This is a genomic window from Planctellipticum variicoloris (genome assembly GCF_030622045.1).
Taxonomy (GTDB): Bacteria; Planctomycetota; Planctomycetia; order Planctomycetales; family Planctomycetaceae; genus Planctellipticum; species Planctellipticum variicoloris.
On record NZ_CP130886.1, the window covers coordinates 6,178,602 to 6,190,781 of the forward strand.

General features: G+C 65.5%; 8 protein-coding genes. 6 read left to right on the plus strand and 2 right to left on the minus strand.

What is annotated here, in order from left to right; genetic code table 11:
* Positions 1 to 122 precede the first annotated feature (122 nt).
* Genes kdpC through SH412_RS24145 form a run of 4 tightly spaced genes read left to right on the plus strand, consistent with a single transcriptional unit; the run spans position 123 to position 4,312 of the window.
* A complete protein-coding gene (gene kdpC, locus SH412_RS24130; protein WP_336520591.1) occupies positions 123 to 713 on the plus strand; it encodes a potassium-transporting ATPase subunit KdpC in 591 nt (196 codons plus the stop codon).
* 5 nt (positions 714 to 718) lie between these two features.
* Positions 719 to 3,397, plus strand: a complete 2,679-nt coding sequence (locus SH412_RS24135; RefSeq protein WP_336520592.1) for a sensor histidine kinase — start codon at positions 719 to 721, stop codon at positions 3,395 to 3,397.
* A gap of 27 nt (positions 3,398 to 3,424) precedes the next feature.
* Positions 3,425 to 4,123, plus strand: a complete 699-nt coding sequence (locus SH412_RS24140) for a response regulator (protein WP_336520593.1) — start codon at positions 3,425 to 3,427, stop codon at positions 4,121 to 4,123.
* Between the two features lie 48 nt (positions 4,124 to 4,171).
* Entirely contained in the window at positions 4,172 to 4,312 is a 141-nt protein-coding gene (locus tag SH412_RS24145) for a hypothetical protein (protein ID WP_336520594.1), read from the plus strand.
* A 95-nt stretch (positions 4,313 to 4,407) separates the two neighbouring features.
* Here SH412_RS24145 and SH412_RS24150 read toward each other — a convergent pair whose 3' ends face one another.
* Together SH412_RS24150 and SH412_RS24155 are read right to left on the minus strand one after the other, a co-directional pair.
* Positions 4,408 to 6,003 (minus strand): protein kinase domain-containing protein, encoded by a 1,596-nt coding sequence (locus SH412_RS24150; RefSeq protein WP_336520595.1) that lies wholly within the window; start codon positions 6,001 to 6,003, stop codon positions 4,408 to 4,410.
* A gap of 149 nt (positions 6,004 to 6,152) precedes the next feature.
* Positions 6,153 to 6,746, minus strand: coding sequence for an ECF-type sigma factor (locus SH412_RS24155; RefSeq protein ID WP_336520596.1), 594 nt, complete (start codon positions 6,744 to 6,746; stop codon positions 6,153 to 6,155).
* A 379-nt stretch (positions 6,747 to 7,125) separates the two neighbouring features.
* On the opposite strand from SH412_RS24155, the gene SH412_RS24160 reads away from it, so the two are divergent.
* A complete protein-coding gene (locus SH412_RS24160) occupies positions 7,126 to 8,868 on the plus strand; it encodes a serine/threonine-protein kinase (protein ID WP_336520597.1) in 1,743 nt (580 codons plus the stop codon).
* 223 nt (positions 8,869 to 9,091) lie between these two features.
* Positions 9,092 to 12,067 carry a family 16 glycoside hydrolase gene (locus SH412_RS24165; RefSeq protein WP_336520598.1) on the plus strand — a complete coding sequence of 992 codons (2,976 nt, stop codon included), beginning with the start codon at positions 9,092 to 9,094 and terminating at the stop codon, positions 12,065 to 12,067.
* Positions 12,068 to 12,180 lie beyond the last annotated feature (113 nt).

Below are 12,180 nucleotides of genomic sequence, written 5' to 3' on the forward strand. Positions count from 1 at the left end.
GGGCTCGAAGACTCGACCCCAGCCACCCGGTCGACCCGCAAAACTCTCACACAATTCTGCGGCACCATATTTGAACCGCCGCGCCAGGCGTCAGCCCGTAAACTCTCTCTGGAACTGCAATCATGTGGCAATCGCTGAGAACTGCAACGCTCCTGTTTCTGTTGCTGACCATTGTGACCGGCGTGATCTACCCTCTCGCCGTCACGGCGGTCGCACAGGCTGCCTTCGGCCGACAGGCCGGCGGCAGTTTGATTCTTCAGGACGGTCGCGCCGTCGGCTCCGACCTGCTGGGCCAGCCCTTCAACGCGCCGGGCGACTTCTGGGGACGTCCGTCGGCGACCGGTCCGGTCGCGTACAATGGCCTGGGAGGGAGCGGCTCCAACCAGGCCCCGACGAATCCGGCCCTGGAGACCGCGGTTAAGGAACGGATCGACCGCCTGAAGTCCGCCGACCCAGACAACGCGGCGGTCATCCCGGCAGACCTGGTCATGGCCTCTGCCAGCGGCCTCGATCCGCACATCAGCCCGGCGGCCGCGGAATACCAGGTCCAACGCGTGGCACGCGCCCGCGGACTGGAGGTCGACGAAGTGCGTCGACTCGTGGCAGCGCACACTGAGGCGCCGACTCTCGGATTCCTGGGCATGCCCAGGGTCCACGTCCTCCGGCTGAATCTCGCGTTGCGTGAACTGCAGCCGGCTCACGAAGTACGATAGGCGCCATGACCGACGATCGTCCCGATCCCGATGCCCTTCTCGCCCGCGTCCAGGCGGACGAGGTCCGCCAGTCCCGCGGCAAGCTGAAGATCTTCTTCGGCATGGCGCCGGGCGTCGGCAAGACGTACGCCATGCTGGAGGCGGCCCGCAAGCTCGCTAAAGAAGGCGTCGACGTCGTCATCGGTTACGTCGAGCCCCACGCCCGGCCGGAAACGTACGCGCTGGTGCTGGGGCTCGATCAGTTGCCTCCGCGCTCCGTGACTTATCGCGGGAAAACGATTCAAGAGTTCGACCTCGAAGCGGCCCTCGCCCGGCATCCGCAGATTCTCCTCGTCGACGAGCTCGCCCATTCCAACGCCGAGGGGTCGACGCACGCCAAACGCTGGCAGGATATCGACGATCTTCTGGCGGCGGGGATCGACGTCTACACGACGCTCAACGTCCAGCACATCGAGAGCCTGAACGATGTCGTCGCGCAGGTCACCATGATTCCGGTCCGCGAAACGGTCCCGGACAAGGTGTTCGAACAGGCCGACGAAGTGGAGCTCGTCGACCTCCCCCCCGACGATCTCATCGAGCGACTGAAGGAAGGGAAGGTCTACGTTCCCGCCCAGGCGCTGCGGGCGATCGAGAACTTCTTCCGCAAGGGAAATCTCATCGCCCTGCGGGAGCTCTCGCTCCGCAAGACTGCCGATCGCGTCAATGCCCAGGCGCTCGATTACCGCCAGGAGCACGATGTCTCCCGCATCTGGCCCACCTCCGAACGGCTGCTGGTCTGCGTCGGACCGAGCCCGATGTCCGCCCGGCTGGTCCGGGCCGCCCGGCGGATGTCGACCACGTTGCGGGCGCCGCTGACGGCGCTCTATGTGGAACTCGATCAGGCACGCGTCCTCAACCCCGCGGACCAGCAGCGACTGGAGCAGAACCTGCGGCTGGCCGAGGATCTCGGCGCCACCGTCGCCCAGACGACCGGGACGGAGTTCGCGGGCGCCGTGCTCGATTTCGCCCGGACTCATAACACGACGAAAATCATCGTGGGGAAGCCGCTGCACGGCCGCTGGCGCGACTGGTGGCGTGGAGCCTTCGTCTACGACCTCATCCGCCGCTGCGGAGACATTGACGTCTATGTCATCAGCGGAGACGCGGAAGCGGCTTCGTCCGCGACCACGGCCCGCCGCGCCCCGGCCCCGATTCCGTGGGCTTCTTATCTGTGCGCTGCGGGACTGGTCGGTCTCAGCACTCTGCTCTGCGCCGGGATCGCGCCCCTGTTCCATCCCACCAACCTGGTGATGGTCTACCTGGCGACGGTCGTGGGGGTCGCACTGAGATTCGGCCGCGGCCCCTCCATCCTCGCGACCGTCCTCGGCGTCGCCGCGTTCGACCTGTTCTTCGTTGCCCCCTTCGGCACCTTTGCCGTTTCTGACTCGCAGTACGTGCTGACCTTTGGCGTCATGCTCGTCACCGGACTGGTGATCAGCGAGCTGACCGCCCGCGTGCAGTCGCATTCCGTGGCGGCACGCGAACGCGAAGCCCGCACGGCGGCGTTGCTGTCCCTCAGCAAGGAGCTGACCAGCCTCGCCACGCGCGACGCAGTCGCCACGACCGCCCGCCAGACCATCGCCGAAGCCTTGGACGCCGACGTCTGGATCCTCGCCCCACCCGTCGAGGGACACTACGTCGTCCTCGGGGCCGGCGACCCCCCGACTCAGCGCGACGACGGCGTGATTCGATGGGTCTTCCAGCATCGCCGCAGTGCGGGCGCCGGAACCGACACGTTGCCGGGGACGCCGACCACCTGGCTGCCGCTGCTGGTCACAGAAGGAATTGTCGGCGCGCTGGGAATTCGCCCGAAACAGCCCGACGCCCAGCTCACCTCCCGCCAGTTCGATCTCCTGCAGGCCATTGCCGGCCAGCTCGCCGGCGCGCTCGAACGCTGCGCCCTCGCCCGCGAAGCCGAGTCCGTCCGCCTGCAGGTCGAAACCGAACGGCTCCGGAACGCGCTCCTGTCCGCCGTCTCCCACGACCTCCGCACCCCCCTGGCCACCATCACCGGCGCCGCCAGCCTCCTCGTGGAAGGCAAAGAACGTCTCGCCGCCAGTCACCAGAAAGAACTGGCGGAGTCCATCCTCGACGAAGCCGACCGGCTGAACCGGCTCGTCGCCAACCTGCTCGACATGACCCGGCTCGAAGCCGGCGCCATCCCGCTGCAGCGCGAGCTGCAGCCCATCGACGAAGTCGTCGGCGTCGTCCTCGCCCGCTTCGACCGTTACCTCCGCGAACATCCGGTCGTCGCCGACTTGCCAGACGATCTGCCCCCCGTCGCCATCGACGGCCTGCTGATCCAGGAAGTGCTGGCCAACCTGCTCGATAACGCCCTCAAATTCTCCCCGCCAGGATCCCCCATCGAGATCCGCTCGCACCGGGAAGGTTCCAGCCTGGTCGTCGAGGTCGCCGACCACGGCCCCGGCATCCCGCCAAACGAACTGGAGCGGATCTTCGAGAAGTTCCACCGGGTCGAAGGCCAGTCCCGCGGCGGGACCGGCATCGGCCTGGCCATTTGCCGCGGGATTGTCGAGCTCCACGGTGGTACGATTGCCGCGGCGAACCGATCGACCGGCGGGGCGGTCTTTCGATTCACCCTCCCCCTGACCGCCACCGGGCTCGATTCGCATCCGGTCGATTGATGCTCCGCACCGGTCGGGAACCGCCGCATGGACCACGACGCACCGCAGATCCTGATCATCGAGGATGAGCCCCCGATCCGCAGGTTCGTGCGGATGTCCCTCGAATCGCACGGATTGGCCGTTCGCGAAACGGACACCGGCGAACGCGGCATCGGGCAGGCTGCGGACGCTCCGCCGGACGTGGTCATCCTCGATCTCGGCCTCCCCGACCGGGACGGGCTCGACGTCATCCGGGCGCTGCGCGAGTGGTCGCAGGTCCCGATTATCGTCCTGTCGGCCCGCGGGCGCGAGTCGGACAAGATCTCCGCGCTCGACGCCGGGGCCGACGACTACCTGACCAAGCCGTTCGGGGTCGGGGAGCTGCTGGCCCGCGTCCGCGTGGCGCTCCGCCACTCGGCCGCCACAACCTCTCCCAACGGCGAAGCGGTCTTCGAAGTCGGCGGACTCCGGGTCGACCTGGGCCGCCGGACCGTGCACGTCGACGGCGTGGAACAGCATCTGACCCCCACGGAGTACCGCCTGCTGACGACGCTGATCCGGCACGCGGGGAAAGTGGTCACGCATCGCCAGTTACTGAAGGAGGTCTGGGGGCCGGACAGCGTGTTTGAGAACCAGTACCTGCGGGTCTACATGGGCCAGCTCCGGCGGAAGATTGAGTCCGATCCAGCCCGCCCGCGGTACCTGAAGACGGAGGCGGGCGTCGGATACCGGCTGGTCGACGAGTAGCCGGCGAGAGCTTGTCAGGTGAAGATTTCCGGGGAGGATGAGGCCAGCATGCCGACTGAGATCTACTTTGCGGATACGTTCTTCTTCGTGATTGGTCCGTCGCCGATGACGCTGGCCGTGCTGGCGGCCGCGGTCGGCCTCGGGATCGCGTGGTATCTGGTGTTCTGGCGCCGGGGTCGGGGGGGATGAAAACAACTCGCGACGGTCCGTCGGATGAGCCGAAACTTGTCGGATCGCCTCATGCAGACGTGGCGACCCACTCGCCCCAGACCCGCCATCGCTGTTCACTTTCCTCCCGCAAACCCCCGCAACTGCTGGCGCATTTCCGCCGCCGACTGGAACCGCTTCTCGGGGGTCTTCTCCAGCGCGCGGTGCACCAGATTCGCCAACCCGGCGGGGATCTCCGGGCAGTGCTGCTGAATCGGGACCGGGGCGTCTTCCAGGATTGCCAGGAACTTGCAGGGGTGGTTCTCCAGCTCGATCGGGTCGTGCCCGGTCAGCATCCAGTACAGCGTGGCTCCCGCCGAATACAGATCGCACGCCGGGCGGGCTTCGCGGGAGTTGATGAACTGCTCGGGCGACATGTACGGCAGCGAGCCGATCACGTCCCCCGCCCGCGTCACTTGGCTCATCCCCGCGTTCGAATACTGCTTCGCCAGGCCGAAGTCGGCCAGCTTCGCCGACAGCTTCCCGTTCGTTCGCGACACGAGAATGTTCCCCGGCTTCACGTCTCGATGGACCATCGAACGCGCATGGGCGTAGTCCAGCGCCGAGAGAATCTGGGACATCAGTCCGCACGCTATGCGGACCCGCTGCGCTCCCGAGCACTTCGCCACCAGCTTGCGCCACGGAATCGCGTCGACGAACTCCGTGCTCAGATACAAGTCGGCCCCCGTCGCCCCCATCTCGATCAGCCGCACGATGTAGGGGTGGTCCAGTTGGTTCAGGATCGAGGCTTCGCGCAGAAACGTCTGGATCGCTTTCTCGTCCGTTTTCGCCGCCGCCGCAATCACCTTCAGCGCGCATTCTTCCCCTGAAACCAGCCGCGTGGCCCGATAGACCGTGCCGAGGTCGCCGTCCCCGATCTGCTCGTGAATCCGGTAGCCGGCGATCAGCGCTTCGTCGCTGACGTCCGGCGCATTGCCCGCGGGCGCCGCGCTGGCAAAGACCACTTCCCGCGGCGGAGCCGCCGGACGCGACGGCGAGGTCGGCGCCGCGGCCGCCGGCCTGGTCGGCCTCACGACCGTGGGCGGCTGTCGCGGAGGGATCGCGTTCATCCCCGGCTGCTGAATCGAGATCGCAATCTTCGTCCGCCCGCCCGATACGACGTCGCCATCCTGCAGAAAACGCTCCGTCACCCGCTCGCCGTTGACCATCGTCCCGTTCCGGCTCCGCAGATCCATCAGGTAGCAGGTCGGCGGGTTGAGTTCGAGCCGAAAGTGATGCCGCGAAAAATGTGGATCGTCTTTGAGCCGCAACTGCGCCTGCAGCGACCGGCCAACGAGCAGCGTGTTGTGCTCGTCGTACATAAACTCTTCGCCCCGATGAGGCCCCTCGATCACGCGCAGCGACACGCGCGGCCCTTCCCACGCGACGGTTTCTTCGGGTTGAGCGACCGGTTGAGACATGAAGGAACGTCCGTAAGACACTGGCGGCGTCGGCTGTCTGGCTGCTGCGGGGGAACGACCGGTCAGTTGCGTCAGAATCAGCTCCTGCTGCAGCTTCTGCAGCGACTCCAGCAGCCGCGGTCGTTCGGACACTTCGCAGCGTAACAGATAATCTTCAATCCGCGGCTGAGCGCCGCTGCGCCAGGCGTCCTCGAAACTGTCGCAGGCGACGTCGATCCGACGGAGCGCCTTGACCGATAGCTCGTGATCCATGACCTGTTCCATGCACGCACCCGCTCGCAAAGGATGTCCGTTTCTCGGTGATCGACGGCTCCGTCAACGTCAACGACTGACCCGGAGCGGAAGACGTGCTCCCGTGTATGTAGATGCGAAACAGGAACCGCTTCCCGACAAAAAAAGTTTCAGCCCCGCCAGTTCCCGACCTCCTCCTCCCACACGGCACGCACTAACTGCAGCTTCCGCTCGACTTTGCGCTCGCTGCAGTCAAACTCGACGGCGATCTCCGAATTCTTGTGCCCCATCAGCCGCAGCAAGGCAAAGGACCGCAGATCGGGGTCGAGCATTTCCAGCAGTTCCGCGCAGACCAGGTCGAGCCCCACCTCGGGCTCCGATCCCGGCGCGTTCTCCAGCGGAACCCCGCTGATCACCCGCCCCCCGCCGCGCTTCTGCGCCCGCTCTTTCTCCAGCAGCTTGATCGCCTTGCGGACGGTCATCTGCCCCAGAATGTTCCAGAGGTCGTCCCGATCCAGGCCGACCTCCAGATCCCCCTCCTCCACCCGGCCCCAGAAGCTGATCATCGCGCTCTGGAGTGCGTCTTCGGCGTCGGCCACGCGCGGGAGTCGGCCGGCGAGCGTCGAGTGCGCCAGCGCCAGCAGACGCGGCCGAAAGCGGGCGATCAGATCCCCCAGCGCTGCCGGCCGCCCGCCCCGCCACTGCTGATACAGGCCCGTAATCGAACCCGACGGCGACAGGTCGCACTCAGGGGCATCATCCATCGCATCGGCCTGTCGGAAGGAACGGAAATGAGCTGCGGAGCGTCGGCACGGACATCGCCTCGCGGCCACGTGTCCAGATAGTAACTCGCCCGCCGCCCCAAAGAGAACCGCACTTTCCCGGCCCCCCGAAGTCATGCCGCCTCGGCGGCAGCAACCTTTTGAGGTGGCCGCTGCCTCGACGAGCGTGGTAAAAATATCAGGCGCACATCCGGCGACCTGACAGTGCGCCTGGTCGCCGGAATCCTGTCCGCTGTCGCCACGAACGTGGGATTCCACGGCTTAGCAGTGTCGGGCCGAAGCCTGTTCTCCGCATTTACCACTGCCCGCCGTCGTCACAGAGGACGGCCAACCCGTTCCGCATTTGAGTGGAATCTGTCGCATGCCGAGTCCTCCGTCTCCACCTCCGGATCGCAAGGCCGCCTCGGCGAGCCGGGAGACTCCGGCATCGGCGGCGAGCCGGGAGACGAAGAAGCCGTCCGATTCCGTCCCGCTGGCGATCGGCCCTTTCGCCACCCTGCCCGCCCGGTTCGGACGCTACCAGGTCGAAAAACTCCTCGGCCGCGGCGCCATGGGGGCCGTCTACCGCGCCCGAGACACCCAGCTCGACCGCCTCGTGGCCCTCAAGATCCCCCGCGTCTCAACCTCGGGCTCGGCGAAACTCCTGAAGCGGTTCGAGATCGAAGCCCGCGCGCTGGCCCAGGTCGATCACCCCCAGATCTGCAAGATCTACGACTACGGCGAACTCGACGGCGTCACGTATATGGCGCTGCAGTACGTCGATGGCGAAGAACTGAAGTCCCGGCTCGACCGGACCGGCCGCAAGCTCGCGCCCGACGCCGCCGTCAAGCTGCTCCTCGACCTGACCCGCGGCCTCGCGGCCGCCCACGCACAGGGCGTGCTCCATCGCGATCTCAAGCCCCAGAACGTGATGCTGAACCAGTCCGGCATGCCGGTGATCACCGACTTCGGCCTGGCCCGACGGATCACCGCGTCGAGCGACGCCGGGCTGACGCAGGGGCTGATCGTCGGGACCGCGGCCTACATGGCCCCCGAACAGGCCAACGGCAAAGCGGGGGAAGTCGACGAGCGGAGCGACCTCTACGCCCTGGGCGTGATCCTGTTCGAGTTGCTGACCGGCGAATGGCCTTTCAGCGGCCCCGCCATCGAAGTCATGGGGCGTAAGTGCGTCTGCGACGCCCCCTCCCCGTTAAGCCTTGATCCCGAACTCCCGCCGCAGCTCGCGGAGATCTGCCGCCGGATGCTTGCCCGGAACAAGGACGAGCGTTACGCCAGTTGCAACGAGGTCATCGCCGCCCTCGAGGCCGTCGACCAGCATCCTTCCGCAGAGAACCTCAAGCCAGAAGCAGAACCGGAGCGACGACAACGACCTGCCTGGCTCAGGCCGGCGGTGCTTCGGTCGGCGATTGGCGTCGCGGTTGTGATGGTCGTCGCCATTGCCGTCCTGCTCTCAAGGCCGACCACGGAAGGCGTCGCGCCGCCGAACGAAGGCTCCGCGTCAGCGACGTCCGAGGCTCCGAAACCCGTCCAACCAGCGGCGAGTTCTGTCGGACCGCTGACGGAGCTCCCGCCGGACTTCCGCGGCGAACTGCTCAAGAATCCGGGGTGCGAAGAACTGCTGTACGCGGGGGCGATTCCCGGCTGGGAGTCGATGCCCGCTGGCTGGTCCCGCCGCCGGGTCGATCCGCCCCCCGACACCGGCCGCGCCTACTTCTGGGCGCCACCAGTGCCGCATGCCCAACTGGTTCAGAACGTCTCGCTGGTCTCCCTGGCCGATGCAATTGCGGATCAGAGACTTGAACTGCGGCTGGAATTCTCGGTCCGAACCTACGATCAGGAACCGTCCGACACGGCCCAGCTCATCGTGGACTTCCGCGACGCGGACAACAACAAGACGTTGTCCTCGTACGATTCCCAGCAGATACGGAGCAAACGAGGCTGGCGAAAGTTTTCCAAGGTCCTGCTCCCGCCGGCCGGGGCCCGCTGGGTTCGCGTGCGGCTCATCAGCCATCGGTACGGCTCCAACGGCCAGAAGCACAACGACGGCTACTTCGACAGCATTTCTCTGACCGCCCGGCTCATCGAGAGATCACCGACGCCGTAAAAGCTCAAGACGCCCTTTCCTTCTTGACATAGCCAGAAAGATCCCGACTTGTCGACTGCAAGCCCGCGTCACAACAAAGACTGTCACAGTCCGGCTCAACTTTCACGAAATCAAGTTTCCGGAACCACGCCGTGACGGGCGAAGGTCCGTTTTCCGCATAAGCTTCTGCCGGACCTCGCAACCGACGGCATTTCCTGTCCCGCGACTGAAGGAATCTCGAATCATGGCCAGTCCGCCGCCGCCGACTCCAGATCGCAAGGCCGCCGCGGCGGCGAGCCGAGAGATTCCAGCTTCGGCGGCCAGCCGCGACACGAAGAAGCCGACCGATTCAGTCCCCATCGCAACGGGAACATTTGCCGCCTTGCCTGCCCGGTTCGGACGCTACCAGGTCGAGAAACTCCTCGGCCGCGGCATGATGGGGGCCGTCTATCTGGCCCGCGACACCCAGCTCGACCGCCTCGTCGCCCTCAAGATCCCGCGCGTCTCCGCCTCCGGGTCCGCCAAGCTCCTCAAACGGCTCGAAGTCGAGGCCAAAGCCGCCGCCAAACTCCATCATCCCAACATTTGCAGCGTCTACGATTACGGCGTTCTCGACGACGTTCATTTCATCGCGCTGCAGTATGTCGAAGGCCAGGACCTGAAAAGCTGGCTGAAGCGCCGCGGTCGTCCGCTCGCCCCGGCCGCGGCGATCCGATTGATGACGAAGCTGGCTGGCGCCGTCGGCGAAGCCCACCGCCAGGAGATCATCCATCGGGATCTGAAGCCCGAAAACATCATGCTTAAGCCGGACGGCGAACCGGTGATCATGGACTTCGGCCTGGCCCGGCGGGCCTCGGGAGCCACGGACGCCGGACTGACGCAGGGGATGATCGTCGGGACGGCTCTCTACATGTCCCCCGAACAGGCCAACGGCCGGGCCGAGGGGATCGACCACCGCAGCGACATCTACGCCCTGGGGGTGATGCTGTATGAACTGCTGACCGGCGCCTGGCCCTTCTCGGGAACGGCCTTCGAAGTCATGGGTCAGAAGACCGTCCAGGAGCCGCCGACGCCGCTGGACGTCGACGCCAATCTGCCGCCCCGACTGGCCGCGGTCTGCCACAAGATGATCGCGCGAAAGAAAGAGAACCGCTACGCCACCTGCGCCGAAGTCGTTGCGGCCCTGGAGGCGATCGATCTGAACGCTCCGGACTCGTCGACAACGCCACCTGCTGAAGACGTGCTGTTCGACGCGCTTCCGCAGGAGCCGGGACCCATGCCGTTCCGTCGCAAGTCGAAGAAACCCGTCGTCAACATCCCGGCGGTTATGGCCTCCCTGAAGGCCAGGTGGTCAAAACTGCCCCCGGGAATTCGCTGGGCGTCTCTCGGCGGAGCAGGTTTCCTGTCGGTTGCGCTGGGCGTTCTGTTGTTCTTCCAGACTCCCTACGGCGTGCTGCAGATCGAGATTGAGGACCCCGCACTCGCGGTCAAGTTCGACGGGAAATCCATCACCGTCGACAACGACGGAAAACCGATCCGCGTGACCCCGACCGCCGAGCACACGCTGGAAGTCCTGCGCGATGGCGCGACGGTCGGAACGGCCACCCGGCAGGTGACGCTCAAGCGGAATGAAAAACTCGTGCTGAAGATCTCCCTGATCGACGGAGAGATCGCGATTAACGGCCAACCCGCCGCGTCGCGCCCGTCGACCAGCCCGGACTTCTTCAACGGACACGATCTCACCGGCTGGCAGGGACTCCCCGGTCACTGGAGCGTCGAAAACGGCGAAATCGTCGGACGCTGCGCCGCCGGCCAGTCGGCCTACACCTTCCTCGTGAGCGACAAAGACTACAAGGACTTCGACCTGACGTTCGAAGCCCGTCGCCGCGGCGGGGACAGCTCCATCGGCGTCCAGTTCCGCTCCTGGATCGCCGACCGCGGCCAGTTCAAGGTCTATGGGCCGCAATGCGACATCGCAACCCCCAACGGAGTGTTCCCGATCGGCAGCCTGGTGACTGAGCCAACCGCAAAGCCGCTCGCGGAGAAAGCGAAACCGGACGCGGTCGCAACCTGCCGGCGCAACGAGTTCAACCGCATTCGCATCCGTTGCATCGGCAAGCACGCAACGGTCTGGGTCAACGACGTCATTTCTGTCGACGGAGAGTTTCCCCTCCCGGACGAAGGCCGGATCGCCTGGCCGATCGACGGTGGCGCCGCCGACCACGAGATCGTCCTTCGAAACATCGAGTTCACCGATCTGAGCGCAGCGCCATCAACCGCAGACAGCGGCGAAGGCTTCGTCTCCCTGTTCAACGGGAAGGACTTTTCGGGCTGGGGTCTCAACGGGCGTTCCGACGCCTTTGCCATCGACGCCGACCGGCAGACCCTGGTGATGAAGCCCTCCTCCCCGGTCAGCCGGCTGCAGACCGATCGCGACTACGAAAACTTCCATCTGCGATTCGAGTTCCGCATCGATTCGCACGGCGCCCGGAGCGGCGTCAACATCCGCATGCCATCCCGCGCGGAAGGAATCCTGCCGGCTCTCAAAATCCAGGTCAGCGACGATTCCACGCCCTATTCGCTGTCAACCGGCGGCGTCTACTACAGCGAATCCGGGTGGATCAAGCGCAGCCGCGACGATCTGCGCAACGATTTCGGAGCCTGGAACCGGATGGAAATCGTCGCCGACGGCTCGCGGCTGCAGGTCTCCGTCAACGGCAAGACATGTATCGACACCGATCTGCAGCAACTGGCCGGGCAGAACGCGATTCCCACCGTGAGCCGCACCGCCGGCCGGATTGCGTTCAATGCCGATCTCGGCGAGGTCTGGTTCCGGAAGATTGAGATCCGGGAGACGACAAAGAAAGAGTCCGCGGCCGCGACGACCCAACCGGCCGCTTCGACAAAATCCGCCGCCGACAGCGACGCGGAGGAAATCGCCCGCCTCAAGCAGTGCCTGCTCGACTACCGTTGGAATTATGTCGACAGCCTCTACCCGCCAGGCGGCCCGCTTCGCTTCTATCCCAACGGAAAATTTGACGATCGTTGGAGGTGGAATTACTGGGTCGTCGCCCCCCGCACGATGCACGTGCAGTTCTGGGAGAGCCGCTATGATCCCAAGAAAGCGGTCGTCTTCCGCTTCAACGAGGATCTCACGAAGTTTACAGCCACTTTTAACAAACATCGGGTGACAGGCACTCGGCTCAATCGGGTTCGCTGACGACGGATCCAGTGGTCAGACGCCAAGGTCGGATGGGCTGAAATGGAGCCACTTGACGGAGCAAGTTTGTTCAGCGACAACAACTTGAGAAGCGGTGTGACCGACGTTCGCGT

Excerpts from the sequence above, each read along its gene's own strand:
- kdpC (WP_336520591.1), top strand. The coding sequence starts at position 123 with ATGTGGCAATCGCTGAGAACTGCAACGCTCCTGTTTCTGTTGCTGACC.
- SH412_RS24135 (WP_336520592.1), top strand. The coding sequence starts at position 719 with ATGACCGACGATCGTCCCGATCCCGATGCCCTTCTCGCCCGCGTCCAG.
- SH412_RS24140 (WP_336520593.1), top strand. The coding sequence starts at position 3,425 with ATGGACCACGACGCACCGCAGATCCTGATCATCGAGGATGAGCCCCCG.
- SH412_RS24145 (WP_336520594.1), top strand. The coding sequence starts at position 4,172 with ATGCCGACTGAGATCTACTTTGCGGATACGTTCTTCTTCGTGATTGGT.
- SH412_RS24150 (WP_336520595.1), bottom strand. The coding sequence starts at position 6,003 with ATGGATCACGAGCTATCGGTCAAGGCGCTCCGTCGGATCGACGTCGCC.
- SH412_RS24155 (WP_336520596.1), bottom strand. The coding sequence starts at position 6,746 with ATGGATGATGCCCCTGAGTGCGACCTGTCGCCGTCGGGTTCGATTACG.
- SH412_RS24160 (WP_336520597.1), top strand. The coding sequence starts at position 7,126 with ATGCCGAGTCCTCCGTCTCCACCTCCGGATCGCAAGGCCGCCTCGGCG.
- SH412_RS24165 (WP_336520598.1), top strand. The coding sequence starts at position 9,092 with ATGGCCAGTCCGCCGCCGCCGACTCCAGATCGCAAGGCCGCCGCGGCG.